Consider the following 23,987-nt stretch of genomic DNA (forward strand, 5'->3'; position numbering starts at 1 on the left):
GCCTTTTAAGATTATTCTTCAGTCAATAAATCTGACAAACTCCAAAATCCCCGAAGCGTTTCGTTTTAAAATCGCCTCTCTCTTTTCCGAAATTATCCCTTCCTTCCATAGGGCCAAAGATTTTCTAGCCGCTTTCTCCTCCTTTTTGTTTTCACAGGATAACGGAAAATATAACGTTTCTTTTTCTCCCTCGCAGAAAATCTCAGACATGACGCCGTAATGCCCATTCCGTTTTGTATATGTTTTAAACGGCACTCTTGGATTAACCATCGTAAAGCGCACAGCTTTTTCCACGCTCTCTAATTTTTCGTCTGCTTTATCGACTGCGCCGTCTCCGTCATTGCCTTCAAGCCAGAAAAGCGCGCCATCTTCATCTGCGTACAAGCCGTGCCCTTTTAAGAACTTGTTAGATTTTTCAAGAACTTCTGGCGTAAGCTCATCTTCCTTTGGGTCATAGTTTTCCTCATCAAAGATTTTGCCTAGGCCATGCATTACCGCATCGTATTTCTTTTTATCGAAAGCATCACGGCGTTCATCTTCTTTGGTCAAATCGGAGTCAGGGCGCTGATCCGCAGTATCTCCTCTGCCTGAGCCGCTATCTTCCTCCGAAAAATTCTCCAAAGGCGCCATGGCGATGGCCTTATGCTCGTCGGCCTTATCCTCGTCAAAAGTTAAAGGACCATTCTGCGTGAAAAAGAATTCCTCTTCCTCCTCTTCAATCCATTCTATAAATCTTGCATAATCGTCACGGCTGCTCTTAACAAACCGCCCCTTTTGGCGTCCTTCCAAAAGCCCAAAGGTAAGAGCATTCATTGCCTCCTTTTCTAAATTTGTTTTTATTTTTTTAGAAAAAAACAGCTTTATATAAGAGGGGGAAGACTCAGGATTCATCAAAATAATTTCTATTCCTTCCTGAATCCGGTTCAGCTCATACTTTTTAATTTCAAAAATAAAGCCTTTATTTAAATTTGCGATATCCGTTATGCGGGGCGTTCCCAATGGCTCTCCGCAAGAAACGCAACGCTTCGCATTTGGAAGATTCAAATAAGAACAGGCGTTGCATCGGCGCTTTCCATTTATGCCTAGACCTATATCCTCTTTGGAAAGGGGAGGCTTAGCATCCTCAGGATAGCCATGCTCATTCATCCAATTCGCATAATCCAAAAGAAGACAGTCTTCTTTGTTCGTTTCAGGACTGATTCTAAGCCCTCTCCCGACCATTTGAACATAAAGCGCAGATGACAGTGTCGGCCGTAACGCAATAATACAATCCACAGGCGGACAATCCACACCGGTTGTCATCGTATCCACACTCACGACAATACGGGTTGCGCCGTCCTTAACATCCTGAATAATTTTTTCTCTTTTGAACTGGGGAGTCTCCCCCGTTATAATTTCCGAGCTGACACCGACTTCCTTCAACCCTTCATTGAGCTTTTCACAAAATTTAACAGAAGGGCAGAAAATAAAGATACTCCGCCGGCCTTGCGATTTCTCCAGCATATCCGGGATAATGACGCCCAGCTGCGTTTCATAAAACTCTTCCAGATCAATCGTATCAAAATCCAGCGTCTTGGAATTGGGAATAAGAGAGCTGAAATCGAGCTGTGTCACTCTCGCCTCTGGCAGAACCAAGGGGGATAAAAATCCTTTATCAACAAGCTCTTCAATACCGACTTTATAAGAGACTTTTTCAAAAATACTTTCTTCCTGCCCGTAAATAAGCCCCTCTCCGAGACGCCATGGCGTGCCTGAAAATCCAATCAAAGGAATATCCGAAAGCAGCGAGCACAGCTCATAAAACTGGCCTCTCATGCTATTGACACGATGACATTCATCAATCATCAGCAAACCAATATTAAGCCTTTGAATCTCCTCTAAATCAAGCGACCCAATCGTTGCGAAAATAACATCTCCGCTGCTGTCTTTCACCCCCAGCTTAGCGCTCAAAAGAGACGCTTTATGAGGCTCTCCCTCTTTGCGTAATAAATTAAATTTCTCAAAATTCTGCTGGCAGAGCGTGGCATTGTGATGCGCAACAAGAACTTTCTCACCTAAACGGCAATAACGATGCGCAATCGCAGCAATCATAAAAGATTTACCTGCGCCGACAGCCGCTTCAATAATCACCGCATTAGACCCGTTGCGAATATCATCCAGCGCCGCATTGACCGCTCTTCTTTGATAAGGCCTAAGCTGAATTGCGGAAATTTCATTACGCATCACATTTCTCCATTACGCATTAGACGCATCATTTCAAAATCATCAAAGGGCTTCATTGCCTTTTGCGGTTATCTTTAAAAGACCTATAGAAGCAATAGGGCGAATTCCTGCCGATAACATTCTTATTATTGGAGGTTCCAAATAGCCATTTGAAATCAATTCTCTAATAGTATTGGCTTTTTTCTCATCCCCAAGACTTTCCAAAAACTGCTCTAAATTTTGGTAAGGCTCTCTTATCCAAAGATCAGGAGCTTCCCAAAGAACTTGTTTTTCATATTCACTCAGCATCACATTTCTCCATTACGCGCTAGACGCATATTTTGATAATCATAAGACAGGCCTTCCGCCCTTCCGTTCTGGAGGGCGGTAACGAACTCATCAATGATAAATAAAGGCAAAACGAACCATTCCCTTGGCTTATGCGTATTCCCCAAGCCATCTGGAATTTTAATACGGGCGCGGGCATTGCCAAAAATTTTATGCAAGAGCTTTTCCACCCTCTCTGGCGACCATTTTCCGCCAACCTCATAGGTTTGGAGGATTTCCACAGGCGCATAAAGATAGGTGGCCTCTTTCTTCGCATTCGCCAGACGTTTTTTCACCAAATTTGTTGTAACGCCTATTTTGACAAGATTTGCGCCATATTCCGCAATTTCCGGGGATTGGGAAAGGGAGCGCAAAACATAAATTGACCCTGTTTTGAGATTCATAACCTCAGGAACAGCCTTCCCTGACTTATCAGCAGAGACAATCCGCCGCCCGTTATTTTTACGTTCTGACAAACGCCGCCATAAAGAGGCCTGCTGCAGCGGGCTTTCCATTTCATTATCGAAAATCACCCTTAAACGGGCTTTTGGATTGCCCTTGCTGTCCTGACCGTCCAGCGCTTCTTTTTCAGCAACGTAGCAAATCTGCCCTTTCAGGATAAAATATTGCCCGGCCTCAACATTGCTTTCATCCCGAAAAGGAATTGCCACCTTTGAGCCCTCTTTTAAGGCCTGCCGAACGGCATCAAATTTTTCGCTGAATTCTTCAAAATTCTCACAAGGCGCTCTGCGGGCAGGCTCGTCCCCCTCTTCCGCCTGCTCACGCTGTTTTTCCTCATACGATTTTACAAAACGGAGCTTTGTTAAGGGGTTTTCATCTTCCTGATCTAAAAAAGCATCGTCCAAAGCCTCTAATAAGGCCTCTCCCATTAAATGATCCAAGGACTCTTCCGCCGCCGTCTTTTTATCCTGAGCGTTGGAAAGTAAATTCAGGACGTCCAAAGGGGTTAAAATTTCCTTTAAGCGCTCTTCTTTTACCGTCAGCTCCCGAATTTTTTGAAGACGGATTTCATAAAGCTCCGCAAAAAGCGCCTCATATTCATGGCTTTCTTTCGCTTCTTTTTGCTTTTGATAGAACAGCGTAATCTCTTCAAAACCGCCAATAAGGCGTTCTTCCAATTTCGTAAATTCCCTTACCTCATCGGGAGAGGTATCAATCCCTAAGGCCGCATCTAATTCCTCTAAAGAATAACTCGAAATCTCTCTCTCTTCTTTCCTCATGCGTTTTCTTGCGCCTCTTTTTGCCTCTCTGCCTTTCTAAAAGACTGATAGGCCGCAACCCCCTCCGCCAAAAGCTTCTCCCAGGGATCATTGCTTTTCAAAGAGGGGATGCGGTTATTTTGCCGCTTAAAGCGCAAAGCTTCCTCCGCCCTTGTTTTGGCTTCGTCATAGGTTAAGCGGATTTTCTTTTTATCCACTTGCTCTTGAATAAAACGAAAGGTCTCCTCATTGAGGGTTTTGGAGAGAATCTTATAACTGTTCCAAAATGGATTGACCGATTCAATCAAATCAATATTAAGAGAGCCGGTTGCGAGCTGCCATTTTTTAATCCCGTCAATCAAAATCTCTTTTGTCGTTTTTTCAGGAAAAGGCTTTGATTCAAGGGACATTCCAGAAGATTGGCTTACCGCCCCCTCCGCAACCTGACGCTGCCTCTCCTCTTCCCAAAAGCGCCTGGACTCGGCAATGGCAGCGCTTTTCGCCATCCAATGCTGCCGAACAGCCTCCTTCTCCCCTTCTGGAAGATCAGGATAATGCGCTGCGATAATTTTTCCGGCTTCCTCAATCGTGATCTCCTGGGCAATGGTATTTTCGCCCAAGGCCTTAATCATCGTTCTGGGATTATTGAGTAAACTCGTCTCCAAAAGGTCTAAATCCTCTTGGATAATGCGCGCGCCCTCTTCGGTCTCAGGCATTTTAATCTCCGCCACATGAACGGTGATGTCTCCCGTTTCCGGATTAACCTCCAGACCGCTTTTAGGACTGTCTTTCTCTTTTTGCTTGAACGTCAATTTTGGAACGAGCGCCTGTTCCATGAGCATCGAAACAGAAACAGCCTTTAACAGTTCATTCACAACATTGGCCGCGTCCTCCTGACCGCTATAGGGTTCAGCGACAATATTGATAAATTTCGCCTTGGACTTTCCTTTGGCGTCCCGTGTCACACGCCCGATAATCTGAACGATTTCTGTCAGGGAATTCCGGTAACCGATTGTAATGGCCTGCTCCGCCCAGATCCAGTCAAAGCCCTCTTTCGCCATGCCCAGCGCAATAATCACGTCAATATAATCACGGTCTGTCTTGATTTTATCTGAACGCAGCGACTTCATCAGCTGATCCCTCGCTGGCAGATTATCATCGACCAGATCCACAATTTTCAACAGTTTCCCCTCAGGGAACAGCTCCGGATTTTTTGGCTTCACAAGGAGGAAACCTGTTTGGCTGTCGGTCCCTAAATATTCTCCGAAAACCGTTAGAATCTCATCTACCTGCTGATATTTTGTTGTCATTCCCGCCTCGGAGGAATTGACATTTGGAATATGAATGATGGTCTTTTTCGTGACATCAATCACCTCCGGCAGGGGGGCCATCCAGTTACCCGTCTCATAGAAATAATATCCCAAATCCAAATCCCTGAGATATTTATAGGATTGAAGCTGCTGGTAATAAGAATAAGACACAGGCGAAAATTTCGCCTCATCCTCCGGATGCAGGACGGCCTCGCCGTCTCCACGGAAGAAAGAGCCCGTCATCGCCATGATATGCGCCCGATCCCGCGCCAGTAAGGCCCGGACATTATTGCCCAGAACATTCTCCTGCGCATGGGAAACATGGTGGAATTCATCTACGGCGACAAAACAGTCATCAAACATCTCAAGGGGAAGATACTCAAACACACGCCGAAAGGTCGCATGACAGCAAATTAAAACACGCCCTTTAGAGGAAAAAACCGCCTCTTCCTCCACGGGCAGACAAAGAAAAGCCTCGAGGGCGGACATCGTGCCTTTCGAGGTTTCTGATCCAGAGCGGAAACATAAATTATGACGGTCTGAAACTTCCCAATCCGCCCAAAACCCGTTTTCCGTCAGATTTGTATTGCCAAAGGAAGCGCCAATCGAACGTTCGGGCACCACAATAATACATTTTTTAAGCCCCTGATTTTTCAATTTGTCCAAGGCGACAAACATCAAAGCCCTTGATTTCCCCGAGGCGGGCGGCGCCTTGAGCAAAAGATACCGCTCCCCCCGCTTTTGCCAAAGCTGAGCCTGCATTTCCCGCATGCCCAGCGCATTTGGAAATTTGGAAGGGGCCGTCCGCGCCCCTCCCCGATAGGTTGTGAAATTCACAGGCGCTTTTTGATGTTCCGCAGTCATTTTCTTTTTCCTTTTTGCGAGGGGCGCTTTCCCGTGACAGAGCCGAGTTTTTTGATTTCCTGGGCATAAAGATTCATCAGACGGGCGAGGCTTTCCTCATCTGTTTTGGGACGCATGCCGAAAAAATGACGTTCCACAATTTCATCATTTTCCTCATGGGCCTGGAGGAGCGCAGGATAATCCTCCGCCATGCGCTTGGGATCGTACATTTCCGCAATGGTTGCAGGGTAATGGCCCTCACGGGCTTTTAGAATTTTTTGGGCGGAAAGCGTTAAGGCCTCCATCACCTCTTCGGTCAATTCCGGAACAGGGAAAGTGTTCCAGCCCAATGTGTTGGAATAACGGATACTTGTGCCCATATATCCGCAGGCAAGACCAATCCAAAGCCGGTGCAAACGGGAAGAAATTAAGGCAAAACAAAATAAAGGCGCATCGAAAAGGGAAAATGCGCTATCCAAAACGATAACATTATTTGAAATAACACCTGCCGTTATGTAATCTCGCCCTTCAGAAGCCACCCTTGGAATCAGAAGGGTTAATCCCTTGTCTATTTGCCTTACTTCATCAAAAAACCAAGGCGTAAATGACTTCTTTCTTGTGGTTTCTTTTGAACTAAGTAATCTAAATTCCCTAACTTTTTCAAACCGCTCTGCCAATTCTGGAATTTCTTTGGCTTCTTCAACTTCCTCGGGTTTTACCCAAATGCAAAAACGCTCTTCGCCCCGAATAAATTCAGCGCTGCCTAAAATAGGCCGAATGAATTTAGAGACTTTTCCCTGCGTTTCTTGAAGAAGTTTTTCTTTTTCCGAAAAAGTTAAAAGAAGATTTCCGCCCTCGGTGGGCTGGTTACCTTTGGTAATAAGCCCACCGAGGGCGGAAATTTTTGCTGAAAGCGGCTTTGAATGCGCTTCCACAATGATATCTTCCGCTCCGATGAGATAGGCATTGATATTGGAAACAATTTTCTTTTTTAAAAGATCGTCCTGACCGTTTTTCTGACCGACTTCATAAAGGATTTTTTCATCATTTGCCCCTTTTGCGGCTAAGCCAACAATAGAAACTGTTACGCCTGCATTATGTGCTGCCGCATTCTTCCATTGAAAATTCGGATAAGCGAAACAAATCTCACAGCCTGCCCCTTCCCCAATCAATAACGGCCATAATGTGCCAATCTGCGTCCCTTGGCAAAGTGAGTTCGTCGTAACAAAGGCCGCACGGATAATAGGCTTAGAAGAGGGGTTGTATTGTATTGTATTGTATTGTATTGTACTGTACTGTACTGTACTGTACTGTACTGTACTGTACTGTAAGAGATTATCTCACTCGCTTTGAAAAACCAGCAAGAGATATAATCCAGCGAGGCGTATTTTTTTGCCTTATTTTTAAAGACTTCGTCTAAATCCGCTTTTTGTTCTTTTGTTTGGTAGGTCGAGCCCCGATAAGGCGGATTGCCGACAATATAAAGTTCCCCGCCCTCATGTTCAAAATCAATTGCCGCTTGCGGTTCTGACATAAAGTTCAGCGCATTTTCCGCTTTTTCAACTTTGACCTCTGTCTCATGGACGGGACAGACTTTATGCCAATCCAGCCGAAGGGCATTCCCCTCCACAATCCAGTTTTCTTTATCCAGCGGCAAAGCTTCTTCCTGCGCTTTGCCCAGCCCCTTATACACAACATCGCACTGGAATTTGGCAACGACCAGGGAAAGTCTTGCAATTTGCGTTGGAAAATCCTCTTTTTCAATCCCTCTGAAATTCCGGAGGGTAATCTCGCTTTCGGCTAAGAGATCGCCAGTTTTCCCTAATTTCTCCTTAATGTCATGTTCTAATTTCCGGAGCTCCTTATAGGCAATCACCAGGAAATTCCCAGACCCGCAGGCCGGATCAAACACACGGATTTTTTTTATCCGAGTCAAAAGGGCGTTTAATTTCGAGGCTTTCAATTTCGGTCCATAATCGCAAGCCTCGTCAATCTCTTCCCGCAAGCCATCCAGAAATAAAGGATTTAAAAGTTTTAAAATATTGGAAACCGAGGTGTAATGAATCCCGTCCTCGCCCCGTTCCTCCGCCCCTTCCTGCGTGCCTGCCTTAATGGTCTGAATCAAAGAGCCAAAAATATCAGGGTTGATTTCTTTCCACTTTTCCTTTGCTGCCGCCATTAAATAGCGCCAAGCGCTCGCCGAGAATTTCGGCACTTCAACATGATGTTCAAATAAATGCCCGTTCACATAGCGCAATTTCTGCGCCCAGTTCGGCAAATTCTGACGCTCACCTTCTTTCAAACCCAAGGCCGTAAAATATTCTAAAATCGTTTGATGAATTTCTGAGAATTTTCCAGCGCCCCGCGCGCCATGGAGCTCCACAACCCGCCTGAAGCTATTCTCACGAAAAATCCCTGTTTTGTCTGCAAAAAGACAAAAAATTAAACGGGCTAAGAAAAAATTGAGCGCCGGCCTTTTTTCATCTTTCGACCATTCAGGATTAGCCTTGAGCAATTCAATATAAAGTCTTCTCAATATTGCCGCCGCCTTGCGGTCTAGAGCGGTTTCCTTAATCTCGGCGACATAATCAATCTTAATCAGGGGCAGAAACGGGCTATAGGCCTCCCCCGAATTGAGATCTTTTAATTCCCCTGAAAAGGGAACGCCGTTTTTGGTATCCTCGCCGTAATATTCCACGCCATCGGTCACCATCAACAGGCGGGGTTTATTTTTGCGGGTTTTTATTTTGGAGGCCTTTTCCGAATGGCGTAATAACGCCAAAGAAGCCTCAAAATCTGTTTCCCCTTGCGATTCTGGCGAGGGCAAGGCAAGCAAATGAATCTCCCCTTTCAGCAAAAGCGCATTTTCAATGTCAGAGCCTGAATGCTGTTTGAGGGTGGCAATCGTTCTTGCGGAATAAGGAAAAATCTCTAAAAATGTAAACCCGAATGTTTTGGGATCATATTGCCAGTCCTCTCCTGCAAAATTTTCAGAAAAAACAGCAAACCCGTCCAGCATCGCTTGAAATTTGTCTTGAGGGGGTTCGTGTTTTTTGACAGCTTTAGCCACAGGAAAATCTCTGAACTGATTATAGCGTGATATAACAGGGTATCTTTAAGGAAAGCCTTCATAAAACGCAACCCTCCCCAAGACCTTAAATCAAATTAAAGATTCCCGTCAAAAGAATAATCCAAAAAGAAGGAAGGTCTCTTTCTTTCATTTCTTCCATACCTGAATTTAAGTCTGATATTTAAAGCTGTCCGGCTTTTTATCCGGACTAGGAACGCATCTCATGCGGAATTGCGGGTCAAGGAAATTCTAAAAATGGCTGTTTTCTGGGAAAAATGGTGCCGGATGAGAGATTTGAACTCCCGACCTTCGGTTTACAAAACCGCTGCACTACCACTGTGCTAATCCGGCATTTTCTTGCTGTTCGCAAGGGCGCTTTATCATCTCAAAGCGCAACATCTGAAAAGCTTAATGCCAAACTCTTGCAAAAGACTCAAGAGCTAAATTGTATTTTTTTTACAATCCCCACCATTTTTTATCCCAAATCAGGAAACCGACAGGACTATCAACCGCCCAAGTTTCAAAACAAAGGATAAAAGTTAGAATAACCACGGCAAATAAAACCAGCGCACAGATTAAAAGAATAAGGTCTGCCCGTCTGGACTCTTTAGAGATTCGGCTTTCCATCCGTTGGCGTTGCTGTTCTGTTTTAATCGCCAGAACATCTGTCTCCGTGGATTGATCTTTCCAAGTCGAAACCGTTTCTTTTTTTACCACTCAAAGGTTTCCTTATCATGAAAGCTAACGACTTCGTTCCCTTGCAAAGCCGTAATCTCTTCTTACCTAAAAAATTTTTCCTTTTTTAGCAAATTTTACCCGCTTCAAAAACGACTCTTTTCGGAAAAGTTTTTTAGTAAAATCGTAGATAAACACCTTGTATTTGAGAGAGGAAAGCGCAATCTTTGAAGGACAAGGTGTTCCGCCTAAAAAACACTGTTAAATCTTATTTTTAGGGAATTTAACTCACATGCGTAAAATTACAACTCTTCTGGCTAGCGCAGCCTTCCTTGCTGGCACAGCATTGACAGCGCCTGCTTTCGCCGCTGGTGATGCAACCCCTGCTGCTGCTTCCCACAAACACCACCCTATTCAGACGCTTAAAACAAAATATGCCCAGCACAAAGCTGAAGCCGCTTTTGACAGCCTTTCTGCAGATGGGCAAATTGCCATTGCTGATGTGCTTGCCGCACAATTACAGCTTTCAGACAATGATGCCAAACAAGCAACGGTTCTTTTGAAAAAAGCTCAGGCATCTTTGAAAAAAGCAGCTTCTGCAGACAGCAGCTTCACAGCAGCGATGAATCAGCTCAATCCTAAATTGAAACTTGAGATTGCCAAACAACAGCAGGCTGCCGTTGATGAAACAGGTGCAAATCCAGCTGGTTCAACCAAATGGATTCCTGTTGGCGCAGAAATCGTTGCGGTTGATAAGCTAAGCTCTGCGGATAAAGCCGTTGTTGCAAAAGCAAATAGCCAATTGCGTTCTGGCAATACACAGGCTGCAGCGGATACATTACGCACAATTGGCCAAGACCTTGATTTCGTGATTGCACTCGCCCCACTCGCTTCAACAACAGATGCTGTGGATCGTGCTGTGCTTTTTGCTGACCAAGGTCAGACCCAAGAAGCGCAAGATGCTATTAGCACAGTCACAAACGGCATCATCTTCCTTTCTCAGAACGTGATTGAAAGCAATGCCTCTAATAGCGTTAAGCAGAAGCAAGCTAATGCTGTGGAAAAAGCTGACACAAAAGCCGCCAATGCGAAAGCAGATGCAAAGACTGCACAAACCGATGCAGCACAGGCAGATGCCAATGCGGATGCAGCCGCATCTGAAGCCAGCGCAGCAGATGCAAAAGCAGCTAATGCAGAAAGCCAACCAGCCCAAAAAGGCGGTAAAGGTCTTGCACCAGGCGCACCTGCTGATACAAGCCCTGACACCAACCCAGGCAAATGATCTGGTTTTGACAGCAGAAACGCTCAAACAAAAACTGGCTCCCAAAAGGAGCCAGTTTTTTATATATCCTCTTTATAAAATAATTTTATAAGTAGAACTTTAAAATTTCTCCCCAGCCTTGCTGGCAACAGGCAGCTCTCAAAGTATTTTCCAAAAGGCAAGCCACCGTCATTGGCCCGACCCCACCTGGCACAGGCGTAATCCATGAGGCTTTTTCTTTCACAGAGTCAAAAGCCACATCTCCGACCAAACGCACTTTACCATCTTCCCCCTCAATGCGGTTAATCCCGACATCGATGACAATCGCCCCATCACTGACCCAATCCGCTTGGACGAGCTCGGAATGGCCTGTCGCCGAAATAATAATCTCTGCTTCACGGCAGAGCGCAGGCAAATTTTTTGTATAAATATTGGCAACTGAAAGGGTTGCCTCCTCCCGAAGCAATAATTGCGCCATAGGCTTACCGACTAAATTAGAAGCGCCAATCACAAGCACCTTTTTGCCTCTTAAATCTGATTCAACGCTGCGCAGCAAACGCCAACAGCCCAAAGGGGTACAGGGAATTATCGCCTCTTTCATTCCAAGAGAAAGACGCCCAGCATTTACAACACCTAAGCCGTCAACATCTTTTTGATAATCAACCGCATTTAAAAGCCTTTGCGCATTAATATGCTTCGGCAATGGCAATTGGATTAAAATCCCATGCGTATTGGAGTCTTGATTTAAACGATGAATTTCTTTCAGAAGAATATTTTCTGAAACAGTCGCATCAAATTTCAGCGTAATAGAATTCATGCCAACTTGCTTGGCCTGCTCCCCCTTTTTACGCACATAAATTTCAGATGCAGGGTCATCCCCAACTAAAATAACCGCAAGACCAGGAACCTGTATCAGCTCCTGATGGGCTTTGATAAAGCTTGAAATGCGCTTTCTCAGCGCCTTTGCCGCCTCTCTGCCGTTAAGTAATTTACCTTTCTGCAATGAAAGTAGGGATTCTATTGAATTTTTCAGGACGGCACTCTTCCTGTGATTAGAATTGTCTTTTAAAAAATCAGTGAAAGCACTCTCTCCCAATCATCTAAAAATTTAAACCCCTTTCGGGATCAAAAGCTTTTTCAAATGCAAGAAAATGAGATGCCCACAGCTTACCGCAAACATCTCATTTCTTCAAACATCGCAAAATTAAGATTTAGCCTTGCCCATCATCGGATGGCAATTCCTCATCTGCCTGCGCATCCCCATTGATTGCCATATAAAGATGCTGACCATCTCTTAAAATCTGGAAAAGAATAGGTTTTTTCCCTGCCAAGGATTGGGAAATGAAAGAAGAGACCGCTTTAGGTGTCGTTACAGGGTGATTATTCACCGCTAAAAGAACATCCCCGGGACGGATGCCAGCACGGAATGCAACACTGTTTGGCGCAACCTCCATAACAGCCACGCCCTGCACATTCTCATCGACGCCGATTTCCTGACGAATATGCGGATTCAAAGAAGACAATCCTGGCAAACCAATCTTACCAGAATTGGCATTACCCTCATCTGCGCCTTTTCCATCAGCACCGAGATCCCCTGTTACAACAGAAAGATCAAGATTTTTATTCTCACGGATAACAGAAATAGAAGCCTTGGTCTTCGGAGGCAAAGAACTGATTTTCACAGCGAGGTCATGCGCATTCTTAACAGCTTTGCCGTCCACAGAAACAATCACATCGCCACTCTTAATCCCCGCTTTTTCCGCAGGGCTAGAGGTCGTCACAGAGGCAACCAATGCACCTTCTGCTGGCAAGGTTGGGCTTTTTGATTTAACGCCCATCGCTTCTGCGAGCGCTGGTGTAAGGTCTTGCCCTGCAACTCCAAGATAACCACGAACCACATGGCCTGTCTTACGAAGCTGTTTCACAACAGAACTCACCGTATCAGACGGAATCGCAAAACCAATCCCAATAGAGCCTCCGCCATTTGGTGAGAGAATCATCGCATTCATACCAGCCACTTTCCCATTCAGGGTTAAAAGAGGCCCGCCTGAGTTCCCACGGTTAATAGGTGCATCCAGCTGAATGAAGTCATTATAAGCGCCAGAGTGCAAATCACGTCCCATAGCAGACACAATGCCGGCTGTTACCGTACCGCCAAGACCGTATGGATCCCCAACGGCAACAATCCACTGTCCCGGATTCAGCTCCTCAGATTCGCCTAGTTCGAGATAAGGCAAGGCTGCATCTGGCTTAATTTTTAACAAAGCAACATCTGTTTTACTATCCTTCCCGATAATCTTGGCAGGATAGGAACGGCCATTATCAAGCGTAATAGAAACTTTCGTTGCGCCAGAAACAACATGGAAATTCGTAACAACATAGCCATCCGCACTGATGAGGAAACCTGACCCTTTTGCCTCAACAGAATGTGGCTGTTGCTGCATTGGCATTCCAGGCATCATAAAGGGGAAGGGGAAACCGAAAGGCACCATGCCACCTTGAGGGGGTCCCATCTGAATAGACGGGCCGTCTCCCTCTTCTTGCCCAGGATCTTTAATCGTTGCGGAAACAGAAACCACGGCTGGCTTCACCGCTTTCACCAAAGGCACAAAATCTGGAACGGATGCCGCTGCCGCATGTGGATGAATAACAGTTGAGCTATTTTTCTCATCAATTTTTGGAGAAGCCTCTTCTTTTGCTCCGTCTGCGCCCTTAGCATTCTCCGCAGGCTTGTCTTTTGCAGACGCTGAAGAAGATGTCATGGAGGAAAAAATGGAGGCCTCGGCTGGAGACCAAGCCATTCCAGAAACGCTCGCCCCCAAAAGCAGGGAAAGCGCAAGCTTCGTACCCATAAAAGATTTTCTCTTTATCTGCGATGTCATCCTTTGACCCTTTTTACAAATCAGGCAATTCTGCCTCATTTTACCAAGATTATCTGTGAGGTAAGTATTCCAGACGCTTTTATCAAACTTCATCCAAGTAAATTTTTTAACAATCTTAAAAATACGACTAGTTTTAACCTCAATTCTTACAAAAAATTCTCTCTTTATCAAATGCGGAAATGATAGATTCTGCCTATTTTCGTAAAGATTCAAAAAAATCTTTCAAAAGTTGGCAGCTCTCCCTCTCCCGAATACCTCCAAAAATCTCAATCGGCGGATAGGGTAAATTCTGCGAAAAAAGCCGAGGCCCATTATCGACTGCGCCGCCTTTTAGATCATAAGCTGCAAAACTTACAGCCCTGATTTTAAACATGCCAATCGCAGCTGCACATAATGGACAAGGCTCCAGCGTCACAGCCAGAGCCGTCTGCGATAGAAAGGCAGCACCATATTTTTGGCGCACAGCTTCTAAAACTAAAATTTCCGCATGCGCCATCGGATTATCCTGTTCAATAACCCGATTGCCATTCGCCTCTAACAAAACGCCCTGCGCATCCATGATTGCCGCGCCAACAGGCACTTCTGAACGCTCTTTTGCCTGGTAAGCCTGTTCAAAAGCCGCATTCATAAGGCTTTCCCATTGCGCCTTTGTCCAGTATAATCTCTCATGTTGAGGGGTGGGAGTTGCCACTTTGAATTTTCTCTCTTCAAAGCCTTCATTTTTCCCATTATTAGCTGAATATGCGCCAGACTTCAAAACAAAATTCTCCCCGACCCGACTCTTTAAAAAAGCATAACGCTTTACGAGGCTCTGCACCAAATAGACCTCCTCTAAAAACAGACTCTCAAAACATCTCCATTACAAAAAACGCTGCTGCGCAAAATGAGCGCATTGCAAAATATTTAGCCCGTTGTGGCATTGCCAGCAGAAGAGAAAGTGAAAAACTTGTCGAGGCAGGCCGTATTTCTGTTTATTTTGCAGAATTACGCAAAAAAGAGAGAATTACGCATCCCTCCACTTTAGTCGGTAAAGCAGATCAGGTTTTCGTGGATGATGTGCCGATTGATCCGCCTGCCAGCCCTCGCCTCTGGCTTTACCATAAACCGGCAGGCCTCATTACCACCCATAGCGATCCACTTGGACGCCCAACCATTTTTGAAAATCTTCCCAAAGAACTCCCTCGTGTCATTTCGATCGGCCGGCTGGATTTAAACTCTGAGGGGCTTTTACTGTTAACCAATGACGGCAATCTCAGCCGCGAATTGGAATTGCCAGACAGGGGCTGGAAACGCCTTTACCGTGTAAGGGTTTTTGGCACAATCAATCCCGAAGCCCTCAAAAAACTCGCAGATGGCATCGTTGTAGAAGGCGTTCAGTATAAATCCATCATTGCAGAACCTGAAACTTCCTTAAAAACAGGGCGGAATACATGGCTTCGTGTTCAGCTTTTTGAAGGGAAAAATAGAGAAATCAGACGGGTAATGCTGGCTTTAGGGCTAAAAGTAAACCGCCTCATCCGCCTTGCTTATGGCCCTTTTTCTCTAGGAGAGTTAGAAATTGGCAAGGTGCATGCCCTCACGCCTGAAGAAGTCTATCAGGCACTGCCTCAATATTTTCCAGCACCAAAACATCCAAAAACGTCCCCCCAAACAACAGAAAATGCCCCTAACGAAAAAAGAGAAGATAAAAACACACGAAGATTTTCACATTCAAAACAAAATGCCAAAAAACAAAATTTCAAAGAAAGAGAAGCTACGTCTAAAGAGCAAAAAAACTTTAGAAAATCTTTCCGTTTTGAAAAAAAGAATCGCAAAAGTGCAGAGGAAGATTTCTCCGCACCTCAAAGAGAGAGAAAAAATTGGAATCCCTCTGCTCCTCTTTCTAAATTCGGACGCACAACAGGAAAATCAGCCTCAAACACCCCTTCACCTTCTGGCTTTCCAAAATCCAAAAAACGGAATTTTAAACGATGAGTTTAAGAATTTCTGGCGGAAGTTTTAAAAATCTACACCTCAACACACCTCCAGGACGTGAAACACGCCCGACAAGCGAACGGGCACGTTCGGCTATTTTTGATATGCTGCGGTTTGCAAGTTGGGGCGGCGAAACTCTTTTCACGGGAACAGTACTAGACGGTTTTGCAGGAACGGGCGCACTTGGATTAGAAGCGCTTTCAAGGGGCTGTGCTTCCGCTTATTTTTTTGAAAAAAATGCCAAAGCGCTCAAGGCGCTCACCATGAATATCGAACGTTGCAAAATGGCAGAGAAGGTTCGGCTTTTTGCCAGCGACATTCTGCGCCCGCCCATTTTTAAAAAATCATGGGGAATGCCTCTGCCCAATTTAATTTTTTTAGACCCGCCTTATGGTAAAAACCTGATCCCAAAAAGTTTGGCTGCGCTTAAAAAAGCAGGCTGGCTTGAACATCCAGACCTTCTTATTGTAGGAGAAACGGGAGAAGATGAAATTTTTAAAAATGTTTTAAGTGCTGATAATCTCTTAGAAGAAAGGCGGTTTGGCGCCGCTATGGTTCGTTTTTGGCATCCCAATAAATCATAAATAAAATAAGGATTTAAAGAAAAATTGTACAAACAGACAAAAAGCCCTCTTTACTAAGTTTACGCCATAACCGCTTTTTCCGTCACTTTAAATCAAATGGCGTTATCTCATAAACTTACCGCCCAGCACCCTGATCTTTGGAAAAGAGCCGTAAAAAACAATTCATTTCAGTATTCAAATGAAGAATGCAATGATAAAAAAAGAGGCTCAATAAGAGAATTTTAGAATGAAGAACCTTATGATTGTCGTGTGGTATTTAAGTATTTAGGGAGAGTGTCATTTCCTTTTTCAACGTATTAAAGCAAAAGCTTAACCAATATGGGTTTCGAAGGCATCGAAATGACGATGCGGCAGGGGATCGGTTTGACTATCAAGATTCTTTCCCACCGACAGAAGACGAGGATCGGCCTCATCCCTTAAATAAGGTTATTGGCTATATAAAGGGATTTTTTGGGTTAGCTATTGGACTTTGCTTTCTCATTTGCGCAAATTGCCTTTTCCTTGCCATTATAACATTTGATCATTCTGATCCCAATTTAGACACAGCGAACGGCAACGCTGTTCAGAACATGACTGGTATTCTAGGAGCGGATATTTCTAACGTGCTTTTACATATTTTCGGTATCGCCTCTTTTTTACTGGTTGTTATTTTTGGCGGATGGGGACTTCAACTCATCTACGCAGGAAAACCCGGCCATCTCGTTACACGCATCCTTGGCGCTCTTGGTTTTCTGTTTTCAGGCGCTGCCTTTGCCAGCCTTTTTGAATGGATTTTCTTCTTCCCTGATGGCCTGACAACATGGAAAATGTTTGTTCCAGGTTATTCTTTAGGAGGCCGTGTCGGTGATTTTATCGGCAGTAAACTGCTCACTGTTTTTTCTCTCACACCCGATTTGAAAATTCCACCGCAGGCTGCCGTTATTCTTATCCTTTTGGTGCTTATTTTAGGTGCTGTCATGGGGATGCTGGCCTTTAAAATGCCAGCAGACTATTGGCTCGCCGTTGGCAAACCTTTTTCCCAAATCTATCATTATTTTTCCCCAGAAAAGACTGGCAAAAGGCGTTCTCGCAGACAAGCCTTTGGAGATAGTCCATTTTCAGACATTCAACCGCCGAATGAACCTGCTTTTGCGCCCTCAAAAGCACAAAATAATGCCAAAACATCTACAGAAAACCCTTGGTTTTCTCCCAAACCTTCTAACGTAAATATAAGTCCTTTTGAACCGCTTGTGCCAGACAGATCGCCCTTGGCTGCGGTAGAAGAGTCACCAATCCTTTCAGAAAAACACTCTGAGAATCAAGAGACCTCTCAGGTACACGAAACAACAGCAGCGCCAACAATTTTAGAAGAAAATCACGTTGACCTCTCTGTTGCCCAATCGCAATCAGAGACACGGGAAGTACAGGCGCAACCGCCTTTCAAACCAGAAGAGGAACTTCAGGCAGAAATGCCAGCAGCCACCTCTTTAGGGAAATTTTTTCCAAACCGCCCCTCCCCTACTTCGTTCACAGATCCAATGGCCTCGCATGAGCCGCAATATCTAGGCACACCAACTGTTCGGAACACCTATAATCTGCACCGTTCTGATGAAGATGAAGACGAAGTTTTCCAACGCGATACCGATCAGGAGAAACGTACAGACCACCCTTGGCAAGCAGGACATAGACCCCCCATTCCAACGGTCTCGCCAGCCCATCCATATTCTCAACCAACGACACCTCACGCCCAGCCTGTACCGGCAGCATCAGCACCTATCACGCCACAGGTTCAGCCAACACCTGTCTATGAATCTGCCCCTGTTCGGCAAGAGCCTTCTGCCGTTGCGGCTTCACACATTGCGCCTCCGCCACCAGCACCGCCTGTGCCGCAAGCTCCGCCAGCCTCCTCATCAGCCTCTCCTTACTCCACAGAAAACTGGATTCGGCCTTCTCTGTCTCTTCTTGAAGACCGTCCCCCAAATGAGGATATTCCAACGGAAGAAGATCTCAAAGAAATGGGAGATAATCTGGAGGTAGTTCTTTCCCAATATAAAATTAAAGGTCAAGTGGTTGCGATCCGGCGTGGCCCTGTGGCAACTTTATTTGAATTCCGTCCTGTTGCGGGCACAAGAGAAAGCCAGATTGCAGCGCTGAGCGATGATATTGCACGCTCCCTCGCCGTTGCCAATGTCCGCATTACCCGTGTGCCTGGCAGAAACACCGTTGGCTTAGAAGTGCCAAATTATATGCGGGATATGGTTTCCTTTGTGGAGCTTCTCAGCAATCCCACTTGGACCTCCAGCACAGGAATGCTGGAATTAGCGTTAGGTAAAAACGTCACGGGCAAACCAATCTATGCCGACCTTGCAAAAATGCCGCATCTCATGGTGGCTGGAACAACAGGGTCAGGGAAATCAGTCGGCATGAATGCCATGCTGCTTTCATTGCTTTTCCGTTTAAGTCCTGATGACTGTAAAATGATTCTGGTCGATCCAAAAAAATTGGAATTCTCCCTGTATGAAGGAATTCCCCACCTTCTAACGCCCGTTATCACAGAGGCTGATAAAGCACTCGGTGCGTTGCGTTGGGCGGTTGGCGAGATGGAACGCCGCTATCAGTTTCTAGCCGATGCTGGTGTGCGTAATATTGTCAATTATAATCACCGTGCTAAAGAAATCCGTGAGGGACGTCTCTCCCCTATCCGCACCTACCATAGTGGCAACGACCCCCAAACGGGCCTTCCCATTACCGAGGAGCTTGAGCTTCCAAGTGAACATTTGCCCTATATCGTCATTGTGATTGATGAAATGGCGGATTTGATGATGTCAGATGGCAAAGGCAAAGAAATTGAAGCCGGTGTTGTCCGCTTGGCGCAGAAAGCCCGTGCCTGCGGTATTCACTTGATTATTGCGACACAAAGACCCTCCGCAGATGTGATTACGGGTTTGATTAAAGCCAACTTCCCGAGCCGTATTGCCTTCCAAGTCACCAATAAAATTGATTCCCGTATCGTTTTAGATGCCCCTGGCGGAGAACAGCTCCTCGGAAACGGCGATATGCTCTTCCGCCTCACAGGAAAGCCTATCATCCGTCTGCATGGCCCCTTCATCAGTGAAGAGGAAGTGGATGCTGTTGCGAATGATTTACGCAATAAACGCGCACCTATCTACAACGCGGATATCGCCCAAAAAATGGAGGAAGCTGCCACAGAAGATAATAGTAAAGGCAGCAGCTCCTCTGATTCCAATAACGGTCCAGGCGGTGATAAAGATGAGCTTTATGAAGATGCCATTGACATCATCTTTAAGCATAAACGTGCGACAGCAAGTTTCCTTCAGCGTCAGCTCAGCATTGGGTATAACCGTGCTTCTAAAATCATTGAAATGATGGAAGAAGACGGGATTGTCGGCCCAGCATCTCCAAGCGGCAAAAGGGAAATTTACGGTCGCAAAGCCCCTCTTCCAGAAAAAGAAGAAGACGGATTTGCCAATGATGATGTCTTTACAGAAAGCGAAGAAAATGAACATGGCGCACCTTTCTAATCCTTCTGCAAAGAATTAGATGAACGTCTCATTGCCTTTCAGAGAAGGAGGAGAAAGATTTTTCCGCCAGAACGACCAGCGGCTTCCCCTTCTCTATCTCTCTTTCCATTTTGCGGTTATTGCGAAACCTGCTGGCATGGGGGTTTATCCCTCAAAATCCAATCCGCAACACAAAAGTGTTGAAGATTATTTACAACCTCAAAAACGGGGAGGTCCTTGGCTCGTTCATCGCCTTGACCATGACACCGCAGGCTGCCTCCTCATTGCACGGCGTAAGACAGCTCTGATTGCTGCGCAAACCCTCTTTTCAGCTCCTAAAACAAATTCTCATCTCAAAAAAAACTATTGGGCAATTTTAGACGGAGAGCTTAAAAAGCAAATTGGGGAAGAAGGGGAAATCAATTTTCCACTGCACAAAATCCGCCAACAGCATAAATGGTTTATGCAAGCGTACACAGAGAAAAAAGCACCGCCACCGAGCCTTCAAAAAAATCTTCTCCCAGCCAAAACAAAATGGAAAATTCTTGGAAAAGGCCAAGGCAAGACTTGGCTGGAACTGGAACTTATCACAGGCCGAACCCATCAAGCACGAGTGCATTGCCAAACACTTGGCGCTGCTATTCTGGGCGATCCTCTTTACACTTCCAGAGACAAAGGTGAGCAAAACACACCTTTATGCCTTCTTGCCCGCACCCTATTTCTAGCACTTCCATCGGGTGAAAAAATCCAAGCAACCATGCCTCCCCCAGCCTTCATGCTGTCACTTTTAAAACAAATTTCTCCTGAATTTCCTTTTAAAAAAGAATAATTATGTTTTCTCATTTTAAATCTTCACTTCTCTTTGGACTATGTGCTGCCGTCAGTCTTACTGCGATGCGTCCAGCCATCGCTGCGGAAACGCATTCTCCTTCTCAAAAACCCTTAAAAAAGACAACAGCACCAGCAAAAGATCGTCTTCTTCTCTCTATTGATGGCGGTGGCATGTTTGGCATCATTCCTGCCATCATGCTCAAACAGGTGGCCCAATGCGTTGGCACAGTTGAAAAACAAGACCCCGACAAAATTCAGCTGGCAGATTATTTTGATGTCATTTCGGGAACGTCCGCAGGGTCCGTCCTGACAGGCCTGCTTGTCACCCCTATAGATGACACCGAAAAGACGCAACAAGATACTGCGCCAAATCGTGCAATGTCTATCGATCAGATTATTGCCCTCTATCAAACGCTTGGCCGTAAAATCTTTACCCAATCTGGTAAAAATCCACTGGAAACCTACCGAAAACATGGTGTGCTTTATCCGAGCTCAAACCTGAGTGAAATGAGCAAAGAAGTCTTTAAAAATCATACAAATAAGGAAGCCCTGACGGATTTTGCCATTTCCTTCTACGATCAAAATGCTGGAGGGGTTTTTGCCACCCGAAACCGTGGCATTTACCAAATCAAAGAGGCAAATGGTAAAGCGATTAAATGGGAAAATCCTATGGAAATGTCCAATCTTGTTGCCTCCAGCAGCATGGTGCCTGCCCTCTTCCCTTTTTATGAATGGTCCGCTATTCCTGCTTCGGGAGCGCAACCCTATCATTTCAGTACTTCCGATGGGGGTGTTTATCAGTCTAACCCAACGCTTTTAGGCATTACCGAAGCACGTCTAAATGCACTTTCCTTAGAAAAAGAGACAAAAATAAAATCCTCCGATCTACGCCTGCACGTCATTTCTCTTGGCACAGGTCAGATCAGCGGAAATGCGTTTAAAAATTCAAAAATCAGCCAAGTCAAACAACCCAAAACAGCACAGGAAAGATTTGCCTTCCTCAATAATCTTGCGAGCGCAGAACGTAGCGCTGGGAATAAAGCCATCGATTTATATCTCGCAAATGATCCGAACATTGATTATGTCCGTTTAAATATTCCTCTCCCGGCCGCTCTTGCTGGCCGTGCAGAAGATGCGAGCCCAGAAAATATGGCCGCGATTGCAGAAGCCATCAAAAACGCCTTGCCTGCGCTAAAACCGCAAATTGAACAAGCGTGCCGTATGATTGTAACCCATGGCAAAAATCAGACTTCTTCTCCCCTCTAAATATAATATGCAAAAAAAAACAAACGGCCAGCTTTTAGCTGGCCGTTCTGATTTCAATCGCAAAAATTTAGAAATTACCGATTATCCATCAAAGCCCGTGCAATACGATTTTTGAATGGCGTGAGACGGTTCGCAATTTTCAAACCAATTTTTCTTGCGGCCAAGAAGGGTTTCTCATCACGTGTATAAATAGCGCCAATCGCATTGGTTGCCGCAAAGAGAGGGAAAGTTTCCAATCTTAATTTATGGCAGAATTTCTTCAAGGCAACAGGATTTCCCGGATCGGCATCTGGTGTAGCCATCACTTCCGCCGCTAAAATCTCTTGCGCTTTAAGGCCAAAATTAAAACCATGCGCTGTAATCGGATGCATCCCAACCGCAGCATCCCCCACCAAAGCCATCCTTGGCGCATAGAAACGGTGCGCATACACAGCTTTCAGCGGATAAGCAATCCGTGGACTTGTCAACGCTAAAGACCCATAACGGTCTTCACTCATAATGGAAACTTCCCGATTAAATGTTTCCTCATCACATTCCTGTAAATGCGTGATTTCTTCGGGCTTCATCGTCAAAACGAGTGAGGACTGGTAACGCCCGTCCTCTGTCATTTCAGCCACAGGCAAAAGCGCAACAGTCTTGCCTTCTGTAAACCATTGAAGGGCAATATTCTCATGCGGAACATGATGCGCAACACGGCAAACCAAAACGCTTGAATGGAAATCATGCAAAATAATGCCAATCCCTGCATTTTTACGCAGATTGGAGAAGCGGCCATCCGCAACGACCAACAAACGTCCAGACAATGTGTCCCCATTATCAAGACGCACCTCAAGTTCCTGCCCCTGATTTGTTTGTCGTGTTCTTGAAATAGAATGACCTGCAATCAGCGTAATATTGTCAGATTCCTCTTTGACGCGTTCATAAAGCGCCTTACGAATAAGGTGGTTTGCAACCAGCCAGCCTAACTCTTTGCTTTCTGTTCCAGATTTACGCTTAAAAAGAGAATGGGGCGCTTCAAAAACCAAGGGAGAGGATCCCCCATTGCCACTTTCAACCCGTGCCTGATACATGGGGCAAATACATTCCTGCGGAAATTTTTCCCAAACGCCAGCATCCTCAAGCCATTTACGGCTATGGTGAGTCAAGGCAATTTCACGCCCATCAAAAGACGGATCAGCAAGAACATTCTCTGGTGCTTTTTCAATGAGGGCCACCTGCCAGCCATCTCTTGCAAAAGATAAGGCCGTTGCAAGACCCGCAGGCCCACCACCGCCAATGAGAATATCGAATGATTGTCTTTGAGCGTTTTCCATCTCGTTCTCCTCAATGGGCAATCGGGCGCCCATACCCCTTTTTAAGAAATAATTACTCTACTTCTTTACGATATTTTCGAAACAGCTTCTAGCGTTTTGGCCAAGAAAGAACATGATCTTCCAAAGCTGGACGCTTCTTCTTACCAAGCGCAGCAACCTTTTCTGGAATAGAACCTGCAAGGATAATTCCCAATATACCCCCACGCTCAGAATCTTCTTCAAGCCCAAGTGCTTTTCTAAGCTGTGCATCTTCTCCATAAGCACCGCTAATCCAAATGCCGCCAAAACCTGAAAAGCTCAAAGCATTCAGAATATTCATTGCCCCTGCAGCCACAGAATATTCCTGTTCTGAACGGGGGATAGGACAATCCGGAATAAATTCGCCACCAATCACAATTGCCATAGGAGCAGAGCTAAAACGCCTCTCCAAACGGGACAGTTTTTTTTTCATCCGTTGCGAGAGCTTGACGCTTCAAAGCCTCTGCGACTTTTTTACCCAGAGAAGTACAATTTTCTTCCCCAGAAACCGTCACCCAGCGCCAGGGACGAATACGCCCGTGATCTGGCGCACAAAGGCCTGATTTTAAAATTGCCTCCAAGATTTCGCCTTGAGGAGCAGGCGCTTGAAGTGAATCTATCGACTGGCGAGACAAAAGCGCTTCTAGCGAATTTGGTACTGAGTTTGCCATAAAAATTTGAAGTTCCCTAAAAAATAATATTAACTATTAA

At 45.3% G+C, this 23,987-nt stretch carries 19 protein-coding genes and 1 tRNA gene; 6 read left to right on the forward strand and 14 right to left on the reverse strand.

What is annotated here, in order from left to right; all coding sequences use genetic code 11:
- Positions 1–18 precede the first annotated feature (18 nt).
- The 8 genes from FAI40_02635 to FAI40_02670 all read right to left on the reverse strand — a co-directional run bounded on the left by FAI40_02635 (position 19) and on the right by FAI40_02670 (position 9,689).
- On the reverse strand, positions 19–2,223 hold the full coding sequence (locus tag FAI40_02635; protein QCE34323.1) for a DEAD/DEAH box helicase: 2,205 nt from the start codon (positions 2,221–2,223) through the stop codon (positions 19–21).
- Positions 2,224–2,265: 42 nt separating this feature from the next.
- Positions 2,266–2,511, reverse strand: coding sequence for a hypothetical protein (locus FAI40_02640; GenBank protein ID QCE34324.1), 246 nt, complete (start codon positions 2,509–2,511; stop codon positions 2,266–2,268).
- A complete protein-coding gene (locus FAI40_02645; protein QCE34325.1) occupies positions 2,511–3,770 on the reverse strand; it encodes a hypothetical protein in 1,260 nt (419 codons plus the stop codon). The genes FAI40_02640 and FAI40_02645 overlap by 1 nt, the downstream gene beginning before the upstream one ends.
- A complete protein-coding gene (locus tag FAI40_02650) occupies positions 3,767–5,923 on the reverse strand; it encodes a DEAD/DEAH box helicase (GenBank protein QCE34326.1) in 2,157 nt (718 codons plus the stop codon). Before FAI40_02650 ends, FAI40_02645 begins: the two co-directional genes overlap by 4 nt.
- On the reverse strand, positions 5,920–7,074 hold the full coding sequence (locus tag FAI40_02655) for a hypothetical protein (protein QCE34327.1): 1,155 nt from the start codon (positions 7,072–7,074) through the stop codon (positions 5,920–5,922). Before FAI40_02655 ends, FAI40_02650 begins: the two co-directional genes overlap by 4 nt.
- Positions 7,071–8,972, reverse strand: coding sequence for a class I SAM-dependent DNA methyltransferase (locus tag FAI40_02660; protein QCE34328.1), 1,902 nt, complete (start codon positions 8,970–8,972; stop codon positions 7,071–7,073). The genes FAI40_02655 and FAI40_02660 overlap by 4 nt, the downstream gene beginning before the upstream one ends.
- Positions 8,973–9,248: 276 nt before the next feature.
- Positions 9,249–9,323 (reverse strand) — tRNA-Thr (locus FAI40_02665).
- A gap of 105 nt (positions 9,324–9,428) precedes the next feature.
- Complete coding sequence (locus tag FAI40_02670) at positions 9,429–9,689, reverse strand: hypothetical protein (protein QCE34329.1); 261 nt, start codon at positions 9,687–9,689, stop codon at positions 9,429–9,431.
- A 250-nt stretch (positions 9,690–9,939) separates the two neighbouring features.
- Between FAI40_02670 and FAI40_02675 the strand changes: the two genes are divergently transcribed.
- Positions 9,940–10,929, forward strand: coding sequence for a YfdX family protein (locus FAI40_02675; GenBank protein QCE34330.1), 990 nt, complete (start codon positions 9,940–9,942; stop codon positions 10,927–10,929).
- Positions 10,930–11,014: 85 nt separating this feature from the next.
- On the opposite strand, the gene FAI40_02680 is transcribed toward FAI40_02675, so the two are convergent.
- The 3 genes from FAI40_02680 to FAI40_02690 all read right to left on the reverse strand — a co-directional run bounded on the left by FAI40_02680 (position 11,015) and on the right by FAI40_02690 (position 14,418).
- Positions 11,015–11,911: a bifunctional methylenetetrahydrofolate dehydrogenase/methenyltetrahydrofolate cyclohydrolase gene (locus FAI40_02680; protein QCE34331.1), complete on the reverse strand. Its 897-nt coding sequence runs from the start codon at positions 11,909–11,911 to the stop codon at positions 11,015–11,017.
- A gap of 208 nt (positions 11,912–12,119) precedes the next feature.
- On the reverse strand, positions 12,120–13,670 hold the full coding sequence (locus FAI40_02685) for a Do family serine endopeptidase (protein ID QCE35724.1): 1,551 nt from the start codon (positions 13,668–13,670) through the stop codon (positions 12,120–12,122).
- Positions 13,671–13,983: 313 nt separating this feature from the next.
- Complete coding sequence (locus tag FAI40_02690; GenBank protein QCE35725.1) at positions 13,984–14,418, reverse strand: nucleoside deaminase; 435 nt, start codon at positions 14,416–14,418, stop codon at positions 13,984–13,986.
- A 113-nt stretch (positions 14,419–14,531) separates the two neighbouring features.
- On the opposite strand from FAI40_02690, the gene FAI40_02695 reads away from it, so the two are divergent.
- From FAI40_02695 to FAI40_02715, 5 genes are all read left to right on the forward strand, one after another.
- Positions 14,532–15,764 carry an rRNA pseudouridine synthase gene (locus tag FAI40_02695; protein QCE34332.1) on the forward strand — a complete coding sequence of 411 codons (1,233 nt, stop codon included), beginning with the start codon at positions 14,532–14,534 and terminating at the stop codon, positions 15,762–15,764.
- Positions 15,761–16,348, forward strand: coding sequence for a 16S rRNA (guanine(966)-N(2))-methyltransferase RsmD (rsmD, locus tag FAI40_02700; protein QCE34333.1), 588 nt, complete (start codon positions 15,761–15,763; stop codon positions 16,346–16,348). The genes FAI40_02695 and rsmD overlap by 4 nt, the downstream gene beginning before the upstream one ends.
- A gap of 569 nt (positions 16,349–16,917) precedes the next feature.
- Positions 16,918–19,869 (forward strand): hypothetical protein, encoded by a 2,952-nt coding sequence (locus tag FAI40_02705; protein QCE34334.1) that lies wholly within the window; start codon positions 16,918–16,920, stop codon positions 19,867–19,869.
- A 19-nt stretch (positions 19,870–19,888) separates the two neighbouring features.
- Positions 19,889–20,677: an RNA pseudouridine synthase gene (locus FAI40_02710; protein ID QCE34335.1), complete on the forward strand. Its 789-nt coding sequence runs from the start codon at positions 19,889–19,891 to the stop codon at positions 20,675–20,677.
- A gap of 2 nt (positions 20,678–20,679) precedes the next feature.
- Entirely contained in the window at positions 20,680–21,945 is a 1,266-nt protein-coding gene (locus FAI40_02715) for a hypothetical protein (protein QCE34336.1), read from the forward strand.
- 74 nt (positions 21,946–22,019) lie between these two features.
- On the opposite strand, the gene ubiM is transcribed toward FAI40_02715, so the two are convergent.
- The 3 genes from ubiM to FAI40_02730 all read right to left on the reverse strand — a co-directional run bounded on the left by ubiM (position 22,020) and on the right by FAI40_02730 (position 23,947).
- Positions 22,020–23,258, reverse strand: a complete 1,239-nt coding sequence (gene ubiM / locus FAI40_02720; GenBank protein QCE34337.1) for a 5-demethoxyubiquinol-8 5-hydroxylase UbiM — start codon at positions 23,256–23,258, stop codon at positions 22,020–22,022.
- A gap of 88 nt (positions 23,259–23,346) precedes the next feature.
- A complete protein-coding gene (locus tag FAI40_02725) occupies positions 23,347–23,709 on the reverse strand; it encodes a hypothetical protein (GenBank protein QCE34338.1) in 363 nt (120 codons plus the stop codon).
- The gene (locus FAI40_02730) at positions 23,672–23,947 is read right to left on the reverse strand and encodes a hypothetical protein (GenBank protein ID QCE34339.1); all 276 of its coding nucleotides are present in this window, start codon (positions 23,945–23,947) and stop codon (positions 23,672–23,674) included. Before FAI40_02730 ends, FAI40_02725 begins: the two co-directional genes overlap by 38 nt.
- Positions 23,948–23,987: the final 40 nt, after the last annotated feature.

It is taken from the genome of Acetobacteraceae bacterium, from assembly GCA_004843345.1.
In the GTDB taxonomy this organism is placed as follows: Bacteria; Pseudomonadota; Alphaproteobacteria; order Acetobacterales; family Acetobacteraceae.

Coding starts and splice junctions, on each gene's coding strand:
- FAI40_02650 (QCE34326.1), bottom strand. CDS start 5,923: ATGACTGCGGAACATCAAAAAGCGCCTGTGAATTTCACAACCTATCGG.
- rsmD (QCE34333.1), top strand. CDS start 15,761: ATGAGTTTAAGAATTTCTGGCGGAAGTTTTAAAAATCTACACCTCAAC.
- FAI40_02715 (QCE34336.1), top strand. CDS start 20,680: ATGTTTTCTCATTTTAAATCTTCACTTCTCTTTGGACTATGTGCTGCC.
- FAI40_02640 (QCE34324.1), bottom strand. CDS start 2,511: ATGCTGAGTGAATATGAAAAACAAGTTCTTTGGGAAGCTCCTGATCTT.
- FAI40_02635 (QCE34323.1), bottom strand. CDS start 2,223: ATGCGTAATGAAATTTCCGCAATTCAGCTTAGGCCTTATCAAAGAAGA.
- FAI40_02730 (QCE34339.1), bottom strand. CDS start 23,947: ATGGCAAACTCAGTACCAAATTCGCTAGAAGCGCTTTTGTCTCGCCAG.
- FAI40_02695 (QCE34332.1), top strand. CDS start 14,532: ATGCGCCAGACTTCAAAACAAAATTCTCCCCGACCCGACTCTTTAAAA.
- ubiM (QCE34337.1), bottom strand. CDS start 23,258: ATGGAAAACGCTCAAAGACAATCATTCGATATTCTCATTGGCGGTGGT.
- FAI40_02725 (QCE34338.1), bottom strand. CDS start 23,709: ATGAAAAAAAAACTGTCCCGTTTGGAGAGGCGTTTTAGCTCTGCTCCT.
- FAI40_02710 (QCE34335.1), top strand. CDS start 19,889: ATGAACGTCTCATTGCCTTTCAGAGAAGGAGGAGAAAGATTTTTCCGC.
- FAI40_02705 (QCE34334.1), top strand. CDS start 16,918: ATGACTGGTATTCTAGGAGCGGATATTTCTAACGTGCTTTTACATATT.
- FAI40_02685 (QCE35724.1), bottom strand. CDS start 13,670: ATGACATCTTCTTCAGCGTCTGCAAAAGACAAGCCTGCGGAGAATGCT.
- FAI40_02645 (QCE34325.1), bottom strand. CDS start 3,770: ATGAGGAAAGAAGAGAGAGAGATTTCGAGTTATTCTTTAGAGGAATTA.
- FAI40_02690 (QCE35725.1), bottom strand. CDS start 14,418: ATGAATGCGGCTTTTGAACAGGCTTACCAGGCAAAAGAGCGTTCAGAA.
- FAI40_02675 (QCE34330.1), top strand. CDS start 9,940: ATGCGTAAAATTACAACTCTTCTGGCTAGCGCAGCCTTCCTTGCTGGC.